The 21,787-nt window shown below is 67.6% G+C and carries 22 protein-coding genes; 16 read left to right on the top strand and 6 right to left on the bottom strand.

The genetic code is table 11. The features are described 5' to 3' along the window. Positions 1-349: 349 nt before the first annotated feature. Positions 350-3,640, top strand: a complete 3,291-nt coding sequence (locus P7F68_RS12055; protein ID WP_277833415.1) for a DEAD/DEAH box helicase — start codon at positions 350-352, stop codon at positions 3,638-3,640. A gap of 276 nt (positions 3,641-3,916) precedes the next feature. Here P7F68_RS12055 and P7F68_RS12060 read toward each other — a convergent pair whose 3' ends face one another. The 4 genes from P7F68_RS12060 to crcB all read right to left on the bottom strand — a co-directional run bounded on the left by P7F68_RS12060 (position 3,917) and on the right by crcB (position 6,621). Next, on the bottom strand, positions 3,917-4,573 hold the full coding sequence (locus tag P7F68_RS12060) for a YiaD family glycine zipper/OmpA-like lipoprotein (RefSeq protein WP_277833417.1): 657 nt from the start codon (positions 4,571-4,573) through the stop codon (positions 3,917-3,919). Between the two features lie 44 nt (positions 4,574-4,617). Then, positions 4,618-5,541 carry a hypothetical protein gene (locus P7F68_RS12065; protein ID WP_277833419.1) on the bottom strand — a complete coding sequence of 308 codons (924 nt, stop codon included), beginning with the start codon at positions 5,539-5,541 and terminating at the stop codon, positions 4,618-4,620. A gap of 4 nt (positions 5,542-5,545) precedes the next feature. Beyond that, entirely contained in the window at positions 5,546-6,124 is a 579-nt protein-coding gene (locus tag P7F68_RS12070; protein ID WP_277833421.1) for a tetratricopeptide repeat protein, read from the bottom strand. 107 nt (positions 6,125-6,231) lie between these two features. Further along, complete coding sequence (crcB, locus tag P7F68_RS12075) at positions 6,232-6,621, bottom strand: fluoride efflux transporter CrcB (protein WP_002932718.1); 390 nt, start codon at positions 6,619-6,621, stop codon at positions 6,232-6,234. A gap of 182 nt (positions 6,622-6,803) precedes the next feature. On the opposite strand from crcB, the gene P7F68_RS12080 reads away from it, so the two are divergent. From P7F68_RS12080 to mnhG, 15 genes are all read left to right on the top strand, one after another. Beyond that, positions 6,804-8,537, top strand: a complete 1,734-nt coding sequence (locus P7F68_RS12080; protein WP_277833424.1) for a glutamine--tRNA ligase/YqeY domain fusion protein — start codon at positions 6,804-6,806, stop codon at positions 8,535-8,537. Between the two features lie 23 nt (positions 8,538-8,560). Continuing rightward, the gene (locus tag P7F68_RS12085; protein WP_002942892.1) at positions 8,561-8,893 is read left to right on the top strand and encodes a nucleotidyltransferase domain-containing protein; all 333 of its coding nucleotides are present in this window, start codon (positions 8,561-8,563) and stop codon (positions 8,891-8,893) included. After that, positions 8,877-9,296 (top strand): HEPN domain-containing protein, encoded by a 420-nt coding sequence (locus tag P7F68_RS12090; protein ID WP_277833426.1) that lies wholly within the window; start codon positions 8,877-8,879, stop codon positions 9,294-9,296. The genes P7F68_RS12085 and P7F68_RS12090 overlap by 17 nt, the downstream gene beginning before the upstream one ends. Continuing rightward, complete coding sequence (locus P7F68_RS12095) at positions 9,293-9,442, top strand: hypothetical protein (RefSeq protein WP_002942897.1); 150 nt, start codon at positions 9,293-9,295, stop codon at positions 9,440-9,442. The genes P7F68_RS12090 and P7F68_RS12095 overlap by 4 nt, the downstream gene beginning before the upstream one ends. A 13-nt stretch (positions 9,443-9,455) precedes the next feature. Then, complete coding sequence (locus tag P7F68_RS12100; RefSeq protein ID WP_277833430.1) at positions 9,456-10,598, top strand: efflux RND transporter periplasmic adaptor subunit; 1,143 nt, start codon at positions 9,456-9,458, stop codon at positions 10,596-10,598. A gap of 36 nt (positions 10,599-10,634) precedes the next feature. Continuing rightward, the gene (locus P7F68_RS12105; RefSeq protein WP_002942904.1) at positions 10,635-11,330 is read left to right on the top strand and encodes an ABC transporter ATP-binding protein; all 696 of its coding nucleotides are present in this window, start codon (positions 10,635-10,637) and stop codon (positions 11,328-11,330) included. Further along, entirely contained in the window at positions 11,327-12,535 is a 1,209-nt protein-coding gene (locus P7F68_RS12110) for an ABC transporter permease (protein ID WP_277833432.1), read from the top strand. The genes P7F68_RS12105 and P7F68_RS12110 overlap by 4 nt, the downstream gene beginning before the upstream one ends. Before the next feature lie 6 nt (positions 12,536-12,541). After that, a complete protein-coding gene (locus tag P7F68_RS12115) occupies positions 12,542-13,741 on the top strand; it encodes an ABC transporter permease (RefSeq protein ID WP_277833434.1) in 1,200 nt (399 codons plus the stop codon). 170 nt (positions 13,742-13,911) lie between these two features. Then, on the top strand, positions 13,912-14,127 hold the full coding sequence (locus P7F68_RS12120) for a hypothetical protein (RefSeq protein ID WP_002942911.1): 216 nt from the start codon (positions 13,912-13,914) through the stop codon (positions 14,125-14,127). A gap of 194 nt (positions 14,128-14,321) precedes the next feature. After that, entirely contained in the window at positions 14,322-17,120 is a 2,799-nt protein-coding gene (gene mbhE / locus P7F68_RS12125; protein WP_277833439.1) for a hydrogen gas-evolving membrane-bound hydrogenase subunit E, read from the top strand. Positions 17,121-17,123: 3 nt separating this feature from the next. Further along, positions 17,124-17,549 (top strand): Na+/H+ antiporter subunit C, encoded by a 426-nt coding sequence (locus P7F68_RS12130; protein WP_002932681.1) that lies wholly within the window; start codon positions 17,124-17,126, stop codon positions 17,547-17,549. Further along, positions 17,546-19,039 (top strand): proton-conducting transporter transmembrane domain-containing protein, encoded by a 1,494-nt coding sequence (locus P7F68_RS12135; RefSeq protein WP_002942917.1) that lies wholly within the window; start codon positions 17,546-17,548, stop codon positions 19,037-19,039. Before P7F68_RS12130 ends, P7F68_RS12135 begins: the two co-directional genes overlap by 4 nt. A 2-nt stretch (positions 19,040-19,041) precedes the next feature. Next, positions 19,042-19,551: a Na+/H+ antiporter subunit E gene (locus tag P7F68_RS12140; RefSeq protein WP_232431659.1), complete on the top strand. Its 510-nt coding sequence runs from the start codon at positions 19,042-19,044 to the stop codon at positions 19,549-19,551. Further along, positions 19,548-19,916 carry an MrpF/PhaF family protein gene (locus tag P7F68_RS12145; protein WP_002932674.1) on the top strand — a complete coding sequence of 123 codons (369 nt, stop codon included), beginning with the start codon at positions 19,548-19,550 and terminating at the stop codon, positions 19,914-19,916. The genes P7F68_RS12140 and P7F68_RS12145 overlap by 4 nt, the downstream gene beginning before the upstream one ends. Continuing rightward, positions 19,913-20,287: a monovalent cation/H(+) antiporter subunit G gene (gene mnhG, locus P7F68_RS12150; protein WP_277833444.1), complete on the top strand. Its 375-nt coding sequence runs from the start codon at positions 19,913-19,915 to the stop codon at positions 20,285-20,287. Before P7F68_RS12145 ends, mnhG begins: the two co-directional genes overlap by 4 nt. Positions 20,288-20,306: 19 nt before the next feature. Here mnhG and P7F68_RS12155 read toward each other — a convergent pair whose 3' ends face one another. Then, positions 20,307-21,407: a pseudouridine synthase gene (locus P7F68_RS12155; RefSeq protein ID WP_277833446.1), complete on the bottom strand. Its 1,101-nt coding sequence runs from the start codon at positions 21,405-21,407 to the stop codon at positions 20,307-20,309. Next, on the bottom strand, positions 21,404-21,787 hold the full coding sequence (locus tag P7F68_RS12160; RefSeq protein ID WP_002932391.1) for a Na+/H+ antiporter subunit G: 384 nt from the start codon (positions 21,785-21,787) through the stop codon (positions 21,404-21,406). The genes P7F68_RS12155 and P7F68_RS12160 overlap by 4 nt, the downstream gene beginning before the upstream one ends.

Raw genomic sequence — 21,787 nt, forward strand, 5'->3', positions numbered from 1 at the left:
ACTTCTGCAGCATGAAGATCACCCAGGACGTGCGCGACTTCGCCGCACAGCAGGGCATCGACGAGACCGAGGCGCTCAAGAAGGGCATGGAGGTGAAGTCGATCGAGTTCGTCAAGAGCGGTGCCGAGGTCTATCGCAACGTGTAAGGTCAATCGCCAGAGCGTAAGCCTCGACGGGCCGCACATGCGGCCCGTCGGCTTTTTGTACATCACGCTCGGAATTCGAAAGGCAACCGCCCCGGCAAACTGCAAGCCGCAGTTTCCAACGCGCAACACGAGCCAGCCTTCACGTTCGACGTGTAAACTGACGGGTTTTCCGCTCACGCCCGTCTCGGGCGCGCCCCAAGCCCATGACCCCGCTCGACCGCTTCACCCAGGATGACCTGATCGCCCAACTCGGCATGGAGACCGTCGCCAAGGGGCTGGGCTATCTGAGCCGGGTGAGCGCACTCTCCGCCGACGGCTGCTCGGTGTCAGCCCTGGTCAAGGGCAGGCAACGTACGCCCTACGACGTTTCCGCTGACGTGATCGAGGAAGAAGGACGCCCTGCGCTTGTCAGCGCATGCACCTGCCCCATGGGTTACGGTTGCAAGCATGTCGCCGCGATGATGCTGGTATGGCTGCACCAGCGTCGCCGACCGGACCGCCCGCGCGAGCAGGTGCGGGCGTGGGTAGAGGGCTTTCGCCAGGCCGCTCGGGCGCTTGAGCCAGGAGCCGCGGGCAAGCCCCAGTCCAGCAAGACGACCCACGCACTGCACTACGTCATCGAGCACGATGCCTACAGCAGCGATCACCGCGTCGCCTGCTACAAGGTGCGCCTGGACCAGCATGGACAGATACGCCAGCATGAACGCTGGAACAACATCGAGCGTGCGCTGCAGGCACCGCCCGCCTTCGTTGTCGACGACGACCACGAGATCCTGCGTCTGCTGTGGGCGCACAGGCCGCATGGCCGCCCCATCCCGAGCGATGGCGTGACACTGGAGGGCAGGCACAGCAACGCGCTGATGGCGAGCCTGCTCGCCAGCGGTCGCGCGCACTACGACGGCCTCGCCACACCGGTACTGAGCGCCGGCGAAGCGCGCCCGGGCACCCCGGACTGGACGCTCACCGCCGACGGCCTGCGCGCTCCGGTACTCAAGCTCGACCCCGCCGCTGCCCGGGTCCTGCCACTGCTGCCGCCCTGGTACATCGACACGGCCAGCGCGAGTGCCGGCCCGATCACGCTCGACCTTGCCCCCGAACTGGTGCAACGCATGCTGTGGCTGCCGCCGCTGACACAGGCGGAGTCGGAACTGGTGGCCGAAACCCTTGCCGAAGTCGCCCCCACCTTGCCCCCGCCGACCCTGCGCGGCGAGCCGCCCGTCGAAGTGAGCGGAACACCGGTACCCATACTGCGCCTGGAGACTCGGCCGGTGCTGCAGGCGCGCTATCGCAGCTATGCAGCCTATGGCACCTATGTCTTCGACTTCGCGCTGCTGGCCTTCCGCTACGGCCCGGTAACCATCGACGCCGGCGACGGCCGCCTCTTCCTCCCCCTGCCGGACGGCCGCAGCGCCCGCCTCACGCGCGACGAGACAGCCGAGCGGGTCGCGGCCCAGCGGCTCGCCACCGCTGGCTTCACCCGCATTCCGCCGGGTGCGATACAGGGCAGTTTCGGCCCCCTGCCGGCAGACGCACTCGGACTCGCAAGCGAGGCCGAGTGGCCGACCTTCATGGCCGACACAGCGGCCGCACTACGCGCCGAAGGCTGGACAGTCGAGTTCCCGAGCGACTTCCGCCACCACGCCATCGACATCGACCACCTGATGCTCGACATCGACGAGCATCAGGACGGCTGGCTGGGCCTGTCGCCCGGTATCGAAGTGGATGGCAAGGCATTGCCACTTGCACCTCTGCTGGCGGGGCTGTTCGCACACGATGCACGCTGGCTGTCGGGACGGCTGGACGATATCGACGACCACGAGGCGCTCATCCTCGAGGACCAAGAGCTGGGCCGCCTGCGCATCAGCGCCGGCCGCGTGAAGCCGCTCGTGCGCGCGCTCGTCGACCTCTTCGACCGCCCCGACCACGACTGGCGTCTTTCAAGGCTCGACGCCACACGACTGGCCGAGCTCGACCTGCCAGGCCGCGGCCACGATCTCATCGCACAACTCTCCAGCCGCCTGCGCGGCGCCACCGGCATCGCCGCAGTGCAAACGCCGAAAGGCTTCGGCGCCGAACTGCGCCCCTACCAGCTCGAAGGCCTGGCCTGGCTGCAGCACCTCGTAAGGCACGACCTCGCCGGCATCCTCGCCGACGACATGGGCCTGGGCAAGACAGCGCAGACGCTCGCTCACCTGCTCACCGAGAAGCACGCCGGCCGGCTGGATGTACCCGCACTGGTCATCCTGCCTACCTCGCTGGTGTTCAACTGGCAGGCCGAAGCCGAGCGCTTCGCGCCCGGGCTGAAGGTGCTCAACCTGCACGGCTCGGATCGTCACGCACGCTTCGACGAGCTCGATGCCGACGTGAAGATCGATGTGGCGCTCACCACTTATCCGCTGCTGTGGCGCGACGCAGAACAGCTGCAGGCGCGCCAATGGAGCCTGCTGATCCTGGACGAAGCGCAGACGGTAAAGAACGCCGCCAGCAAGGGCGCGCAGGTGATCCGACAGCTCAAGGCCCGCCACCGTCTCGGCCTTACCGGCACGCCGCTGGAGAACCACCTCGGCGAGCTCTGGGCGCAGTTCGACTTCCTGCTGCCGGGTTTCCTCGGCACGCACAAGCAATTCACCCAGACCTGGCGCACACCGATCGAGAAGCATGGCGACAGTGACCGCCGCGACCTGCTCGCCGCCCGCCTGCGCCCCTTCATCCTGCGCCGGCGCAAGGAAGACGTCGCCACCGAATTGCCGCCCAAGACCATCATCGTGCGCAGCGTCGGTCTCGAGGGCGGACAGCGCGACCTCTACGAGACGGTGCGCGCAGCCATGGACGAGAAGGTGCGCGCCGAAATCGCCGGCAAAGGCTTCGCGCGCAGCCAGATCGTGATCCTCGATGCTCTGTTGAAGCTACGCCAGGTGTGCTGCGATCCGCGCCTGCTGAAGTCACCGGCAGCGGCGCGCGTCAAGGAGCGCGCCAAGCTCGACCTGCTCATGGACATGCTGCCCGAGTTGATCGACGAAGGCCGGCGCATCCTGGTGTTCTCACAGTTCACCTCCATGCTCAGCCTGATCGCTGCGGAGCTCGACAAGGCGAAGATTGGCTGGGTGGCGCTGACCGGCGACACCCGCGACCGCCGCATTCCGGTCGAAGACTTCCAGAAGGGCCGCGTGCCCGTGTTCCTGATCAGCCTGAAGGCGGGCGGCGTGGGTCTCAACCTCACCGCCGCCGACACCGTGATCCACTACGACCCGTGGTGGAACCCTGCAGCCGAGAACCAGGCCACCGATCGCGCCCACCGCATCGGCCAGGACAAGCCGGTGTTCGTGTTCAAGCTGGTATGCGCAGGCAGCATCGAGGAGAAGATCCTCGCCCTGCAGGAGAAGAAGGCCGCACTCGCCGAGGGTGTGCTGTCGGAAGACGCCAATGCGCTCGCCAAGTTCGGCGAAGCAGACATCGCCGCGCTGCTGGCGCCCCTGCCGCCCGCAGGGCGTTGAGCCCGAGCGGCGAGGCGCTCCCGGCAGGAGCGGCACCAAGCACGGGGTTGAAGGCAATGCGAGTCGGTCAGGGCCGACGAGAAGCAGGACCGGTAGGAGCTGCGCCAGCCGCGAGGGGTTGAGGGCGACGCGGCTGGGCGGAACCGATGAAAAGGCTCGCGGCTTGCGCCGCTCCTACGGAGGGTGCGAGACATCTGCCCCAAAAGGCCTCTCGAAACGCGTGCTGCTGTCCCGCGGGACACGCCTCCGAGGCATCTTGGGGCACGGAGGTGCTCGTCAGCGTGCCTGCTCGGCGATGAAGATCTCGACGCGGCGGTTCATCGCCCGCCCCGCCGCAGTCGCATTGTCGGCGATCGGCTGATAGGAACCGCGGCCATCGATCGAGATACGCTGCGCCGACACCCCGCGCATGACCAAGTAGTCGCGCACGGCAGCGGCACGGTTGACGGACAAGGGGTTGTTGATCGCATCCGTGCCCGTGCTGTCGGTATGACCGATGATGCTGACGGTCGTGACCGGGTGCTGGTTCAGCGTTGCGGCAAGTCGATCGAGCACCGGCCGCATGTTCGCCTTGATGTCGTGGCGGCCGACATCGAAGGACACATCTGCGGGAATATCGACCTTCAGCTGATTGTCCACGGTCTGGCTGACACCGACGCCAGTCCCTGCGGTTGCCTGCTCCATCTCGGCGCGTTGCCGCTGCATGTTCTGCGACCACAGGTAACCGCCTGCGGCGCCCACTGCCGCCCCCACTGCGGCGCCCGTCGCGGTACTTCTGCCCTTGTTTCCGCCCGCCGTCGCACGGCCGATGACTGCACCGGTCACGGCGCCGATACCTGCACCCACCGCAGTGTCGCGCTGGGTTTCGGTCATCGTCGCGCAGCCGCTCATCACCAGGGCCGTTGCACACACACTCATCGCAAGTATCTTCATGTTGCTCGTTCTCCGATTAGGTGCGGGCGGGCAGGTTCGACCGATCAGTTGACCTTGAGCGTACCGCCACGCCCGAGACCACCTTTTACATCCTGCGCCTTGTAGTTGCGAAGCGCCACGACCATATTGTTGTAAGCATCCATGAATGCCGCGACGGTCGCCTTGCCTTCAGGCGTACGCGAGAAGCCGCCCAGAGCGCCTCCGGCACCGCCACCGAAGGCACCCAGTGCTGCGCCGAAGTTCGTTGCCGTCGAGCTCCCCTCGGAAGCAGCAATCTGGACCGCCGAGCGGATATCGAAGAGCGATAGCGTCACGACCGACGCCTTGGACTGGATGCCGCCGGCGAGCGCGCCGAGGCGGCCACCAACGAGGCCGCCGACCAGGCCGCCCACGGAGCCGACCGAGTCATTATTGATGATGATCTGCGGCTCAAGATAGTAGTCAGCCGCAACGCGTTGCCCCTTCTCTTGCTTGGAGCCTGCACGATACTCGCCCGAGTTGCGCTGGATATCGGTAATCCGCGACAGGCGGCTGTCCGTGCGAAGGTTGCCGATCGACGTGATCACGAAGCAGTTGGATTGCTGAACGGCAAGGCGAAGCAGGGGCTCGATGGTCGTCACCTGAGTTGCGCTACCGAATTGGCCATACCAGTCGGCGGCCCGTCCATCGTCCACCGCGAGCGTACCGAGCGGCGCGTCGCAGCGTTCGAGTTGGGGGTTCGCATCGACGCTCGCCCCTCCGCCTGCCGCCCCCGACACCGCGGTCGAATTCGTTCCCGTCGTAACGCACCCGGCGAGTGCAGTCGCTGCGGCAAGCGCCAGCGCAATTTTGGAAATCCGGTGTTGGATCATGCTGCGTTCCTCCTGTTGAGTTTTTCCTTGAGCGTCGAGGGGTCCGCCGACGCAGGCGTGACTCGGGGCCGAGTCACTCGCAAAAAACCCCTGCACAGGCTGCAGGGGTTCGATCATGCGCTCAGCGGTAATACCAGTAGCCGTCGCGCCAGTAACCCAGATAGGTGTAGCGCCGGTACCAGTAGTCGTAGAACACACCTCTCCAGCGCTGGCGCCACTTCCACTCCGCCTCCTCCGACTTGCGCGCTGCAGAGGCCTCCGCAAGCAGGGTCCGCGCCTCCGTGTCGCCACGCCCCGCGGTAATGGAGAGCCATTTCTCGGCTTCACGGGGGTCCGGCCCCATCTCTTCCAGTCCGGTCAGGTAAAAGCGTCCGAGCGCCTTCTGCGCCTCCAGATGGCCACGCTCGGCGGCTGACCGCATCCATGTCAGCGCCTTGTAGCTGTCCTGTCGCACGCCGTCGCCGCGGAAGTAACGCAGACCCAGATCGTAGGCCGCACGGGGATCCTGTTCCGCGATGGCTTCGAGGGCTGCGGCACGGCCGTCATCCGCCTCATTGAAGGTCCGCGTCTCCTGCGTGACGACGTCCCTGCCCTGCTCGCGGCAACCGCCGCCATCGCATATCGTCACCGTTTCGCGTTGCGGTGGCTGCGCGCAGGACGCCAGCACGACACAACCGACAATAACGAGCCATCTCTTCATGATGAAGACCTCCACACCAGCGCGCAGCATATCAAGACTCGTTACATTAAAGCACAAAGTCATGAATCTGAAGATCCGACTCGCGAACACGCCTGCCCCAGGAGCGCTCACCCCCCCCGCGTCACCGCATTGAACAGCGCAAACCCTGCCCAGGTCATCAGCAGGGAGCCCAGGACATGGGTCAGCAGATGCACTCCCAGCCAGCCCAGCGCTCCGCGCTGCAGCAGGTGGAATGCCTCGGCCGAGAAGGTCGAAAAGGTCGTCAGGCCACCCAACAGCCCCGTCGTCAGCAGCAACTTCAGGGCGGACGACATCGCCGGCCAGGCCTGCACCGCAGCCAGCGCCACGCCCATCAGCAGACCGCCGACCAGGTTGGCCGCCAGAGTGCCGAGCGGCACCAAGGCGAACACCGGGTTCAGCCACAGCCCGAGCCCCCAGCGCAGCCAGGCGCCGCACGCCGCGCCCACCCCTACCGCCGCAAATGCCGCAAGATTCATTCCCACCGCTCCATCGTCAAGCGTTCGCACATACGCGCCCCGAGGCATCAGGCTCACATGCAGATTCTAACCGCGGCGGTGCAGCATCCGAGCCGGCGGGGCGGATCGGCTACAATTGGCGGGTTATCGCACCCTGGCAAGCACGGCCCGTGCCGCAGCGCCCTCACCAGAACGCTCAACAGATGAAACCCGAAAAAAACTCCGCCACCGAAGCCCCCGTCGTTTCCAATTTCATCCGCAACATCATCGACGAGGACATCCGCACGGGGAAATGGGGCGGCCGCGTCGAAACGCGCTTCCCGCCCGAGCCCAACGGCTACCTGCATTACGGCCACGCCAAGTCGATCTGCCTGAACTTCGGCCTCGCCGAGTCCTATGGCGGTGCCTGCCACATGCGCTTCGACGACACCAACCCCGAAAAGGAAGAGCAGGAATACGTCGACGCCATCATCGAGGCGGTGAAGTGGCTCGGCTTCGAGTGGGGCGAGCATCTGTATTTCGCATCCGACTATTTCGATCGCATGCACGACTGTGCGCTCAGCCTGATCAGGGCCGGCAAGGCCTATGTGGATTCGCAGTCAGCCGAGGAGATGCGTACCAACCGCGGCACGCTGACCGAGCCGGGCAAGGACAGCCCGTACCGCAACCGAAGCGTCGAGGAAAACATCGAGCTGTTCGCGCGCATGCGCGCAGGTGAATTCGCCGAAGGCACGCACATCCTGCGAGCGAAGATCGACATGGCGAGCCCCAACATCAACCTGCGCGATCCGGCGATCTACCGTATCCGCCATGCCACACACCACCGCACGGGCGACGCCTGGTGCATCTACCCGATGTACACCTTCGCCCACCCGATCGAAGACGCAATCGAGAGCATCACCCACTCGGTGTGCACGCTCGAATTCGAGGACCAGCGCCCGTTCTACGACTGGCTGCTCGACGCGCTCGCCGCTGCGGGCCAGTTCCCGCGCCCGCTGCCGCAGCAGATCGAGTTCGCCCGCCTGAACCTGACCTACGTGGTGCTCTCCAAGCGCAAGCTGATCCAGCTCGTCAATGAAGGCCATGTCGACGGCTGGGACGACCCACGCCTGCCCACGCTCATCGGCGCCCGCCGCCGCGGCTTCACCGCTACCGGCTTCCGTCGCTTTGCAGAGCGTATCGGCGTATCCAAGGCGGACTCGTGGATCGACATGAGCGTGCTGGAGGAATGCATGCGCGACGACCTCAACGAAGCCGCCGAGCGTCGCGTCGCCGTACTCGATCCGCTCAAGCTGGTCATCACGAACTACGCCGAAGGCGCCTCCGAACTGTGCCAGGCGCCGAACCACCCGCTCAAGCCCGAGCTCGGCAAGCGTGACATGCCCTTCGGCCGTGAGCTGTGGATCGAGCGCGAGGACTTCATGGAAGAGCCGGTCAAGGGCTTCCACCGTCTGTACCCCGGCAACATGGTGCGCCTGCGCTACGGCTTCGTCGTCAAGTGCATTGGCTGCGAGAAGGACGCCGCCGGCAACATCACCGCCGTGCTCGCCGAGTACATGCCCGACTCCAAGTCCGGCACGCCCGGCGCCGACAACTACAAGGTCAAGGGCAACCTGCACTGGGTGTCGGTCGCGCACGGCTACGAGGCAGAGGTGCGCATCTACGACCGCCTGTTCGCCCACCCCCATCCCGGCCAGCGCCGCGAGGGCGACGCGCCCGACGCCGAGCGCAGCTTCTTAGACGACATCAACCCGGACAGCAAGCGCATCATCACCGCCTACCTGGAGCCCGCGCTCAAGGATGCACAACCGGAAGAGCGCTTCCAGTTCGAACGCCACGGCTACTTCGTGGCCGACCGGGTGGACTCCAGGCCCGGCGCACCGGTCTTCAATCGCACGGTGACGCTGAAGGATTCGTGGGCGAAGGGCGGGAAGTAAGCCCCAGCCAAAGGAGAGCGAGCATGGCCATCTCAGCCCGAACGACCGACCCAATCGCAGCCTCGCTCGACTGCCTGCGCGGCCACCTGCCACCCGGCAGCCGCGTGATCGTGTTCGGTTCGCAAGCACGCGGGGAGGCTCGCGATGACAGCGACCTCGACCTGCTCGTAGTGGAGCCGGAGGTGCGCAACCGTTTCGACGAGATGGCCCGCCTCGCCTCCCTGCTCGGTCGTCAATTGATCCCGGCCGACGTGGTCGTGATGAGCGATGAAGCGTTCGAGCAGGAGTGCACCCAGCCGAACACCCTCGCTTGGCGCGCCACTCGCGAAGGACGGGTCCATGCATTCCCCCGGTGAACCCGCGCTCGGATTGCTGCGCAGGGCGCGGGACGATGCCTACGTGGTCGACCGTTTGGCGCAGGATCCCGCAGCACCGGACTGGGTCATCGGATTCCACGCCCAGCAGACGGCAGAAAACGGTATCAAAGCCGTTCTCGCAAATGCGAACGTCCTCTTTCCGAGGACGCACAACATCGCGATGCTGCTCGCTCTGCTAAAGCAGAACGGAATTCAGCCTCCCGATCAGGACATATTCCTCGAGAGGCTTACCCCCTTCGGAGTTGCGGCCCGATACGACACGGGACTGGATCAAAGCTTTTCCCTGAACCGGGAACGCACCCGAATGGAAACACTGGCGCTGCTCGAGTGGGCTGAAGCGATTCTGAGTAACGCCAAGAATGGCTCCGTGGGATCTCCATGACGGTACCCAAGTACCACGAACTCATTCGTCCCCTGATCGATGGCGAGGAGTTCGCCCGGCTCGCGGTCGAACACAAGGTCGGCGTGTCGGTGAAGCGCAGGATCGAGTTGAAACGCCTCGACTCCGACTTCTTCGACGAGCTCTGAACGTCCACGCTCGATGAAAGCCCTGCGCCGTCTTCTTCTCCTCGCACTCCTCGCCGCGCTGGTAGGCGCAGGGATCTGGTGGCTCACCAGACCGAAACCGGTCGAGGTGGTGGTGCATGAGGTCGCCCGCGGCACGGTCGAGGCCACGCTGACCAATACCCGTGCGGGCGAGATAGAGGCCTGCCAGCGCACACGGCTGGCCACCATCGTGGGAGGCCGCATCGACTGGCTGGGGGTGGAAGAGGGCGACCGGGTGGAAGCCGGGCAGGTGCTGATGCGCCTGTGGCACGGCGACCTCGATGCACGCGCGGCGGTCAATCGGGCCCAACTCGCAACCGCCCGCCAGCGCGTGCACGAAGCCTGCACCCTGGCCGACAACGCCGAGCGCGAGGCGGCACGCCAGGCGCAGCTGGTGCGGCGTGGTTTTGTTTCCGCCAGCGTCGAGGAGCGTGCGCGCACCGAGGCGCGCGCACGCCGCGCCGCCTGCGACACCGCCCGTGCCGACATCGCCACCGCCGAGGCCCAGCTCGCCGCCACCGAAACCGAGCGCCAGCGCCTGGTGCTCACCGCGCCCTTCGCCGGCACGGTGGCCAAGATCAGCGGCGAGCTGGGCGAATACTCCACGCCCTCGCCCCCCGGTGTGCCGACACCGCCGGCGATCGACCTCATCGACGATTCCTGCCTCTACGTGAAGGCACCGATGGACGAGATCGACGCGCCCAGAATCCAGCCCGGCCTGCCGGTTCGGATCACGCTCGAAGCCATGCCCGGCACCGTGTTCGAAGGCCGGGTCAAGCGCGTCGCACCCTACATCACCGCGGTCGAGCGCCAGGCCCGCACCGTGGCGGTCGACGTGGACTTCGTGCGCCCCGAGGAGGCGCGCGGCATGCTCGTGGGTTACAGCACCGACGTCGAGATCGTGCTCGCCACCCGCGCCGACACGCTGCGCATCCCCACCAGCGCGCTGCGCGAAGGCAGGCGGGTGCTGGTCGTCGAGGGCGACACCCTGATCGAGCGCGAACTCGAGACCGGGGTGGCGAACTGGGCGTTCACCGAGGTCCTGTCCGGACTGGCCGCAGGCGAGCGTATCGTGACTTCGCTGGAGCGCGACGGCGTGTCTGCGGGCGCGAAGGTGACCCTTCAGGCTGCGCCCTGAGCACACATGCAGCACAGCCGAGACGTACGCACGGCCATGGCCCAGATCGAACTCGACGGCATAAATCGCATCTTCAGGCTCGGTGACAGCGAGGTGCATGCGCTGCGCGACGTGAGCCTGCGCATCGAGGCCGGCGACTACGTCTCGGTGATGGGCCCCTCCGGTTCTGGAAAGTCCACCCTGCTCAACCTGCTCGGCCTGCTCGACCGCCCCGACGGCGGCAATTACCACCTGGAAGGTCGCGACGTCACGACGCTGTCGGCGGACGAACAGGCGGCCGTGCGCAGCGCACGCATCGGCTTCGTGTTCCAGAGTTTTCACCTCGTGCCACGGCTGACGGCAGCGGAAAACATCGGCTTGCCGCTGATGCTGGCCGGCCTGGCGGCCACCGAGCGTAGTGCGCGCATCGCGCAGGCGCTGAAGGACTTCGGCCTCGAAGGCCGCGCCCACCACCGACCGGAGGAACTCTCCGGTGGTCAGCGCCAGCGCGTGGCGATCGCCCGCGCCACCATCATGCGCCCGGCCGTCCTGCTGGCCGACGAACCCACCGGCAACCTTGACCGCAGCACCGGTCACGAGGTCACCGCCCTGCTCGAGGCGCTCAACACTGCGGGCACCACGCTGATCGTGGTCACCCATGACCCAGCGATGGGCGAGCGCGCCCATCGCTGGCTGCGCATGGAGGACGGTGCCATCGCCCAGGATCTGCGCCGGCACGAGCTGCCCGCATGAACCCGACCGACACCCTGCGCTTCGCCACCCGCGCCGCCACCGCCTACCCGCTGCGCACCGCGCTGATGACGCTGGCGATGTCGATCGGCGTCGCCGCAGTCGTGGTGCTGACCGCGCTCGGCGACGGCGCGCGCCGCTATGTGGTGGGCGAATTCGCTGCGCTCGGCGCACAGCTGCTGATCGTGCTGCCTGGGCGCACCGAGACCGGCGGCGTCAATCCGGGCAGCTTCGTCACCAGCACCCCGCGCGAACTCACCAATGCCGACGCCGCAGCCCTGTTGCGCCTGCCACTGGTGCAGCGCGTGGCACCGATCACGGTGGGCAACACCGAGGTTGCAGCCGCTGGCCGGCTGCGCGAGGTGATGGTGGTCGGCACCAGCACCGATTTTCTCGAACTGCGCGGCATGCGCATGGCACACGGCAGCTTCCTGCCCCGCGAGGACTTTGAGCGCGCCAGTGCGCTGGCGGTGCTCGGCGACGCCATCCGCGCCGAACTGTTCGGCCACGAACCGGCGGTCGGCCGCATGATTCGGGTCGGCGACACCCGGCTGCGCGTCATCGGTACGCTCGCTCCGGGCGGCCAGGGCCTGGGCATGACGACCGACGAACTGGTGCTGGTACCAGTGGCCACGGCGCAAGCCATGTTCAACACCAATGGCCTGTTCCGCATCCTGGTCGAGACCACCCAGCGCGATGCCCTGCCCGCCGCCCAGCGCCAGCTCGAGGCGTTGCTGCGCGCACGCCGCGACGGCGAACTCGACGTCACCGTGATCACCCAGGACGCCGTGCTCGGCACCTTCGACCGCATCCTCGGCGCACTCACACTGGGCGTCGCCGGCATCGCCGCGATCAGTCTCGCCGTAGCCGGCATCCTGGTGATGAACGTGATGCTGGTGGCGGTCACCCAGCGCACCGCCGAGATCGGCCTGCTCAAGGCACTCGGCGCCAGCACCGCGAGCATCCGTGCCGCTTTCCTCACCGAGGCCGCGCTGCTGTCGGTCGCGGGCGCGCTCACCGGCTTCGCGCTCGGCCACCTCGGCGCCTGGGGCGTGCGCCTGACCTGGCCCATGCTGCCTGCCTGGCCGCCCGACTGGGCGGTGATCGCCGCGCTTGGTACCGCACTCGGCACCGGCATCGCCTTCGGCGTGCTGCCCGCGCGCCGCGCCGCCGCGCTCGATCCGGTACAAGCCCTGGCCAGGCGCTGACACAGCATGCGCTGGCAGGACAGTCTCCACCTCGCCCTGCGCGCGCTCACCGCGCACCGGCTGCGCAGCTTCCTGACCCTGCTCGGCATCGCCGTGGGCATCGCCGCGGTGATCCTGCTGACGTCGATCGGCGAGGGTCTGCACCGCTTCGTGCTCGCCGAGTTCAGCCAGTTCGGCACCAATGTGCTCAGCATCACGCCTGGCCGCCAAGGCGCGCGCGGCGGCCCCCCCGGGCTGCCCTCCACCGCGCGCGACCTCACCCTTGACGATGCGGCAGCGCTTGCACAGCTGCCCCATGTGCGCCAGGTCAGCGCCTCTGTGAGCGGCAACGCCGAGGTCCGTGCCCAGGGGCGTGTGCGACGCACGATGGTGCTCGGTGTCGGACCCCAGATGCAGGAGGTGTACTCGATCCGCGTGCGCATCGGCCAGTTCCTGCCGCCAGACGAAGCAAGCAGCGCGCGCGCCTTCGTCGTGCTGGGCGCAAAGCTGAAACGGGAGCTCTTCGGCGTCGGCAACGCACTCGGCGAACGCGTGCAGATCGGTGACGAGCGCTTCCGCGTCGTCGGCATCATGGAGGAAAAGGGTCAGTTCCTCGGCGTTGACCTGGACGACGCCGCCTACATCCCGGTGGCGCGCGGCCTGGCCTTGTTCCGCCGCGACGGCGTGATGGAGATCGCGCTCACCTATGCGCCCACGGCACCGGCGGCACAGGTGGCCGAGAGCGTACGCACGCTGATGAGCGCCCGCCACGGCCGCGAGGACTTCACCATCATCACGCAGGAGGACATGCTCGCCACCTTGTCGAACATCCTCGCCATCCTTACCGCCGCGGTCGGCGCACTCGGCGGCATCTCGCTGGTGGTGGGCGGCGTCGGTATCGTCACCATCATGACGATTGCCGTCAGCGAGCGCACCAACGAGATCGGCCTGCTCGTCGCCCTCGGCGCACGCCGACGCACCATCCTCGCAATCTTCCTCGGCGAAGCGGTGGTGCTGGCAAGCCTGGGCGGCCTGCTCGGCCTGGCCGCCGGCATCGGACTCGCTCAGGGCATCGGCCTGCTGTTGCCGGCGATGCCGGTCAGCACCCCATGGCATTTCGTTGTCATCGCCCAGGCGCTCGCGATGATGGTCGGCCTGCTCGCCGGCGTCCTGCCAGCGCGGCGCGCTGCGGGCATGAACGCCGTCGACGCGCTGCGGGCGGAATAGCACGCCTGGTGACGAGGCCGCAGGTGCTTGATTTTTGTCAAACTCCTGGCAGATCGAGCAGCGCGGCAGCGCACATCGGCTAGATTGAAATCAAGCGTGACGTGAAATATTTCACGCCGCACAACGAATGGACTTCAGTCATCGCAAAAGAACGACACGAGGAGATGATCATGTGCACGCTGGATGCCCCCATCGCCCGCTGCGAAGCCGCCCGTACCATGGTAGTGCTGGATGAAACCCAGATGGAATGCGCAGTCGAGCATGAATGCCCGCCAGGGCGCAAGTGTCCGCTACAGGGATGCTTTGCCAAGGTGAGCGGCCTGTACGAGGCCCACCCCGAACTCGATGCGCGCATGCGCAGGACTTCACGCAAGGCCGCACACTGACGCTTGGTTCAAGCGCTGCGGCCTGCACCAAGCGTCGCGGCGAACGCGACGAGCACGCCCGACTTGGCGCCCGGACTCCGCGCCCGAGGACGACGGCTGGTGCCCTGACAAGGCGCCAGCCGTTCGCTTTTTGACGACATTGAGGAACCCCGGGCTGACGCGCATAGTCAGTTTCTCCCGCATAGAACGATAATATGCCGCGCGCCACAGCGCCGACGGCAGCCTCGAAGGGAGATGACGAACATGTGCATGAAGCGGGTGAAGGCGTGCTGACCAGCATCGGACTGATCGCGTTGGCGATGCTGGCCGCGCCATTGCTGACCCGTCCGCTGGACGATCGCGCGGGCTGGATCCTCGCGCTCGCGCCGCTTTCAGTGTTTGCCTATTTCGTCACGCTGGTGCCCGAGGTCGCACAGGGCGGCGTCATCACGCAGAGCGTGACCTGGGTCGGCGCGCTCGGCATCGAACTCGCCTTCCGCCTGGACGGGCTGTCGCTGCTGTTCGCCCTGCTGATCAGCGGCATTGGCACGCTGATCGTGCTGTATGCCGGCGCCTACCTGTCCGACCATCACCACCTTGGCCGCTTCTACGCCTACCTGCTGGGCTTCATGGCCGCCATGCTCGGCCTGGTGCTTGCGGACGACCTGATCGTGATGTTCGTGTTCTGGGAGCTGACCAGCGTCACCTCCTTCCTGCTCATCAGCTTCCAGCACGACCAGGCGGAGTCTCGGCGCTCGGCGCTGCAGGCCCTGCTCATCACCGGCGGCGGCGGCCTGGCCCTGCTCGCCGGCCTGATCCTGCTCGGCAATGTCGGCGGCAGCTGGCAGTTCTCGGGACTCTCTCCCGCGCTGATCGCCGATCATGCACTCTACCCCGCCATCCTCGCCCTGGTGCTGCTCGGCGCCTTCACCAAGTCGGCCCAGGTGCCTTTCCACCTCTGGCTGCCAAACGCGATGGCCGCACCCACACCGGTGTCGGCCTACCTGCACTCGGCGACCATGGTCAAGGCGGGCGTGTACCTGCTCGCGCGCCTGAACCCATCGCTCAGCGGCTCGATGAGCTGGAGCACGATCCTGATCACTGTCGGCGCCACCACCGCGCTGGTCGGCGCCGTACTGGCGATCCGCCAGACCGACCTCAAGCGCGTACTGGCCTACACCACGGTCACCGTGCTCGGCCAGCTCACCATGCTGCTCGGCACCAATACCCCCTATGGCCTGCAAGCCTTCGCGATCTACCTGGTCGCGCATGCCTTCTACAAGGCAGCGCTGTTCATGGCGGTGGGCTCGATCGACCACGCGACCGGCACACGCCAGATCTCCAGGCTCGGCGGCCTGCTGCGCTACATGCCGCTCACCGGCTTTGCCGTGGCACTGGCGGCGTTCTCCAACGCCGGCCTGCCACCGTTCTTCGGCTTCATTGCCAAGGAGTTCAAGTACGCCGGCCTCATCGAGCTCGGCATGGCGGGCTGGGTCACCACCCTGGTGATGATCCTCACCAATGCCTTGCTGCTCACCGCTGCCGGTCTCGTGTTCGTGCGCGCCTTCCTCGGCAAGGAAGGCCGCTATCCGCGCAAGCCACACGAGGTGAGCGTGCCGATGTGGATCGGCCCCATGCTGCTGGCCGTGGGTGGCTTCGTGTTCGGCGCCTTCAACAACCTCGCCGAGGTCTGGCTGATCGACGCCGCCGTGCAGGCGGTGTCCGGCACCGCCGTGCCGGTCAACCTCTACCTGTGGGGCGGAATCACGCCGGCTCTGGTGGCCAGCCTGCTCACGGTTGCCCTGGGTGTGTTCTTCTACCTGCGGCGGACCCGCGTGCGGCGGCGCCTGTCGCTGTGGCGTGTGCTGTGGCGCACCAGCGGCGACATGATCTGGGACCGCCTGCTCAAGCGCGTCTTCCTGTTTGCAGGCGGGGTGGCCGACCGCTTCCAGCATGGTTCGCTGCGCCAGCACATCAGCGCGCTGGTGGTCGCGATCGTCGGTTTCGCCCTCATAGGGGTCTTCGCCTCCACCGGAGAAGACCTGGCCTGGCCCGAGGTCACCAACCCGGTCAATCTCGCCGCCCTGGTCGGCTGCGTGCTTGCGGTTGCCGGTGCCGCCGCCGCTGCGGTAATGCCGGGCCGCGTGGCCCTGATCGCGACCCTGGGTGCGAGCGGTCTCGGGCTGGCGCTGTTCTTCCTCGCCGCACGCGCGCCCGACGTGGCCATCACGCAGCTGATGGTGGAGACGCTGACCGTCATCTTTCTGGCCCTGGTGCTGCGCAACCTGCCGCCAACGCGGATGGTCGGCTCGCGCAAACCGGCAGCCAAACGCTTTCATGCCCTCATCGCCGGCGCGATCGGGCTGGTCGTGAGCGCGATGATGCTGATGACCGTCAGCCAGCCCTTGCCGGGCGACATCGCGCGCTGGTACCTGGACAACAGCCTGCCGGGCGGCCACGGCGCCAACGTGGTGAACGTGATCCTGGTCGATTTCCGCGCCCTGGACACCCTGGGCGAGATCCTGGTCGTCGGGCTGGCCGCACTCGCGGCCGCTCCCCTGCTCGGCAGCGGCAAACCCGGCAAGGTCGCGGCCGAAGGCAGTTCGGACTTCGGCTCGGTGCTGCTGCGCCACGGCATCCGCCCGCTGTCCGCGCTGCTCGCGCTCATTTCGCTGATGCTGCTGTGGCGCGGGCACAACCTGCCCGGTGGCGGCTTCATCGGCGGGCTGGTGGCGGCGACCTCGGCGGTGCTGCTGGCACTGGCTTTTGGCGTCAACCGCGCGCGCGCCGTGCTGCGCGTACCGCCGACCACCGTCCTCGCCGTCGGCCTCGCCCTGGCTGCATCAGCGGGTGTGATCGGCCTGCTGCAGGGCCAGGCCTTCCTCACCGGCGGCTGGCTGTTCCCCGGCGGGCTGCCGCTGGGGACCCCCCTGCTGTTCGATGTCGGCGTCTTCTTCACCGTGCTGGGCGGCGTGCTGCTGATGCTGTTCCGACTGCTCGAGCGCGAGGACTGAACCATGGAAATCATCGCCTCCATCACCGTCGGACTGCTCGTCGCCATCGGCATCTGGATGATGCTTGACCGCGGCCTGCTGCGCGTCGTGCTCGGCGTCATCGTGCTTGGCAACGGGGTAAACCTCGCCGTGTTCGTCTCCGGCCGCCTCGATGGCCGCGCCGCCGCCTTCGTGGGCGAGAGCGGCGCCCCCGCGCTGGCCGCCAACCCGCTGCCCCAGGCGCTCGTGCTGACCGCAATCGTCATCGGCTTCGCCCTCTTCGTGTTCGCACTCGCCGTACTCAAGCGCAGCTGGGAGCTGCACGACAACGTCGAGACCGATCGCATCACGGCGGTGGCCGAGGAGCCGGCACCGGATCTGGCGCCCAAGCCCGTCGCGGACGGCCACGCCACGCCCGCAAGGGCAGCGGAAACGGAGGGCAAGGCATGAACGCCCTCATCATCGCTCCCATCCTGATCCCGCTCGCCACCCTGGTCCTGACCCTGCTCGCACGTCGCCACGGCCGCCTTGCGACCTTCTTCAGCCTTGCCGGCGCTGCCGCCCTGGCCGCGGTCGGCCTGGCGCTGGTGGTATTCGCCGCGGAGGGGCGCATCCTCGCCAGCCAGGCCGGCAGCTGGGCGGCACCCTACGGCATCAGCGTGGTGATCGACCGCCTCTCCGCTGCCATGGTGGCGATCACAGGCATCATCGGCCTCGCCACCGTGGTGTTCGCGCTGGCGCGCGACGACGACCCGGCGCGCAGCCGCGGCTTCCACCCACTGGTGCACGGCCTGCTGGTCGGCGTGTGCGGCGCCTTCATCACGGGCGACGTGTTCAATCTCTACGTCTGGTTCGAGGTGCTGCTGGTGGGCTCGTTCGCCCTGCTGGTGCTGGGTGGCGGCAAGCGCCGGCTGTCCGGCACCGTGGTGTACGTGGTGCTCAACCTGGTCGCAACGATGATGTTCCTGCTCGCCGCCGGCATGCTTTACGGCGCCAGCGGCAGCCTCAACATGGCTTTGCTGGCGCAGGCCTTCGCCGCCGGCGAGGTGCCGGCCACGGCCAATGCGGCGATCGTACTGATGCTCACCGCGTTCTCGATCAAGGCGGCGCTGTTCCCGGTGTTCGGCTGGCTGCCGGCGTCCTACCACGTCGCGTGGACGCCGATCTCCGCACTGTTCGCCGGCCTGCTCACCAAGGTGGGGGTGTATGCGCTGATCCGCATCGTCACCCTGTTCTGGCCGGACGCGGGCATCGCCCACGACGTGCTGCTGTGGGTGGCGTGCGCGACCATGCTCATCGGCGTGCTCGGCGCCGCGGCCCAGGTCGAGGTACGGCGCATCCTGTCCTTTCACATCGTCAGCCAGGTCGGCTACATGATCCTGGGCCTGGCGCTGGCCACGCCGCTCGCGCTCGCCGGCGCCGTGTTCTACCTCATCCACCACATCGTCGTGAAGGCAAACCTGTTCTTCATCGGCGGCATCGCCGCCCGCCTTACGGGCTCGGAGCGCCTGGCCGCAATGGGCGGTCTGTACGCCCATGCGCCCTGGCTGGCGATCCTGTTCGCCATCCCTGCCCTGTCGCTTGCGGGCATCCCGCCGCTGTCCGGGTTCTGGGCCAAGTTCGTGCTGGTCAAGGCCAGCCTCGATGCGAGTGCCTGGATCGCCGCCGCGGTGGCCCTGGTCACCGGCATCTTCACGCTGCTGTCGATGAGCAAGATCTGGAACGAGGCCTTCCTCAAGCCCCACCCCGCGGGCGGTATCAGCGCACGCAGCGCGGCCGGCCTGCGCCCGGCGCTGTGGGCCGTGAGCGCGCTGGCTGCGATGACCGTGGCGATCGGCCTTGGTGCCGGCCCGGTGATGGACTACGCGGTCGCCGCGGCCGACCAACTCGCCGCACCGCAGGCCTACATCCAGGCCGTGGTCGCGGCCGGAGGGCGATGAACATGTTGGGCTTGCATATTCTGCTTGCGGTGGGCCTGGCGGCCTTCGTCGGTGTTCTCAGCCCGCTCGGCGTGCTGGCCGCCTTTGTGGTGATCCACATCGGGCTGCGCCTGGCGAGCGACCTGCTCGGCCTTCGCCGCTACGTGTGCCGGCTCGAACACGGCACGCGCTTCGCGTTCTGGTTTGCCGCCGAGATCTTCAAGGCCAGCATCGACGTCGCCCGCATCGTGCTCGGCCGCAGCGTGCGGCCACAACCTGCGGTGATCAAGCTGCGCCTGGCGCGCCGGGACGATCGCGTCGCCACCCTGCTCGGCTGTCTGCTGACGCTCACACCGGGCACCCTCGCCCTCGACTACGCGCCCGAATCGGGCCTGCTGTACATCCACGCCATCGACGCCCGGGACGCCGACGCAGTGGAGTCCGGCGTGCGCGAGATCGAGCGCCGGCTGCTTGCCTGGATCGATGGCGGCGAGCCGCCCGCCCCCAAGGCCACCGATGGAGGACAGGCATGATCAGCGAAATCGCCGGCGCCAGCTGGGTACTGCCCCTCACCTTCGCACTCCAGGGCATCAGCGCGGTTCTCGTGCTCGTGCGCCTGATCCGCGGCCCGCACGCAACCGACCGCGTGGTCTCGATCGATGCGCTGACCTTGCTCGGGATCGGCGTCATCGCCCTGTTGGCGCTGGCGACCGCGGAACCGATGCTGCTCGATGGCGCCGTGGTGCTGGCGCTGGTGTCATTCCTCGGCACCACGGCCTTCATCCTGATGTTCCGCCGCCGCGGCCGCGGTGCGGACGAAAAGGTGACCTGGGTAGACCGCCCGCCGCCGGACGAACCCGCCGCGCTCAGCCCGCAACCGATGGAGGACAAGCCATGAGCAACGGATTCCTCGCCTGGCTATCGTCTGCCCTGCTGTTGCTGGGTGCCCTGATCGGCCTGATCGGCGCCATTGGCGTATTGCGCCTGCCCGACAGCTACACCCGCATGCACGCTGCGAGCAAGGCGGGCGCGCTCGGCGCCGCGCTCATCCTCGGCGGCGTCGCGGCAGCCACCAGCGGCGCCTTTGCGCTGGCGGCAGTGTTCGCCCTGGTCATCGTGCTCGCCACCGCACCGCTCGCCGCGCACGCCATGGCGCGCGCTGCCCACCGCTCGGGAATAACCCCGAAGACCGGGCCGCTGGGCGACGAACTCGCCGCCGACGTCGCGCGCGAACGCGCTCAGGCCTCTGCACCCCGCCATGGAGACTGAGCGCAGCCCTGGGTAGCGCTCAGAACCCCTCGTCCGCGCGCAGGAAACGCCACTGCCCGAGTGGCAGATCGCCGAGCTTGACGCGGCCGATACGCACGCGCTTGAGACCAACGACCTTCAGGCCCACAAGTTCGCACATGCGGCGGATCTGGCGTTTGCGGCCTTCGTTGAGCACGAAGCGCAGCTGGTCGTCGTTGATCCACTCGACCTTGGCGGGGCGCAGCGGACGGTCGTCGAGCATGAGGCCATGGTTGAGCAAGGCCAGGCCGCCGTCGATGATGCGGCCTTCGACCCGTACCAGGTACTCCTTGTCGACCTTGGAGTCCTCACCGATGAGCTGGCGAGCGATGCGGCCATCCTGGGTCAGCACCAGCAGGCCGGTGGAGTCGATGTCCAGCCGCCCCGCAGGCGCGAGCTGCTTGAGGTGGCTGGGGTGGAAGCGCTGCGCCGTGTCGCGGTCGAACTGGTTGTCGGCACCGATCAGGCTCACCGCGGGCGCATAGCCAGGCTCGGGTTGGCCGGACACATAGCCCACCGGCTTGTGCAGCAGGATGGTGACGCGCTGCTGCTGGCTGCGCGTGGCCTCGGGCGCGAGCGTGACACGGGCATCGGGGTCGATGCGCACGCCGAGTTCGGACACACGCTTGCCTTCGACGAAGACCCAGCCGCGCTCGATGTACTCGTCGGCCTCGCGTCGCGAGCACAGCCCGCGCTCGGCCATCACCTTGGACAGGCGCACGCCCTCCGGCAGGGGGCGATCGGCAGCCGGATGCTCAGCTGGCCGCGGCGTCGGCGCCAGCGCGCGCGCAGTCTCTGGCGCCGGCCTGGCGCGCGGCGGGCGATCGGCTTGCGGCGGCCGCTCCCTGGACCGTTGCGGGCGCTCTTCGGCGCGCTGGGTACGCTCGCCACGTGGCGAGCGCTCGTCCTGGGCCTGGCGTGCCGATCCTGGCTTGCGCGCAGGCTTCTCGGCCACGGTCTTCTCGGCCACGGTCTTCTCGGCTGCTGTCTTCGCTGCCGGAGGGGGAGCAGCCTCGCCCTGCGTGGCACGCGGGCGCAGCTTGAGCGTGCCTTCGATGGTCGAGGGCGCGGGCTTGGGTGGGTTGCGGCGTACGGAGCTCACACGTGATCCTTGTGCTCGGCCTCGGGCAAGCCGTCGAAGGTGCTCCAGCCCTGCTCGCGCCCGGTGGGCGGCAGGTCCTCGCGCAGTTCGACATGCTCGTGCAGATGGGCCTTGGCGATGAAATGGGCGGTAATCGGGGCGGTCAGGAACAGGAAGACGCTGATCAACACCTCGTGGATGGAAAGCGTGCCCTCGATACCGAAGAAGAACAGCATCGAGGCCACCAGCGCGCCACCGACCCCGAGCGTCGTCGCCTTGGTCGGCGCGTGCAGGCGGGTCAGCAGATCGGGCAGCTTGACCAGACCGATCGAGCCCACCAGGGCGAAGATGCCGCCGAGCACGATCAGCGCCGAGATCAGCAGTTCGAGCAGGAAGTTCAT

Source organism: Thauera mechernichensis (assembly GCF_029588855.1).
GTDB lineage: Bacteria > Pseudomonadota > Gammaproteobacteria > Burkholderiales > Rhodocyclaceae > Thauera > Thauera mechernichensis.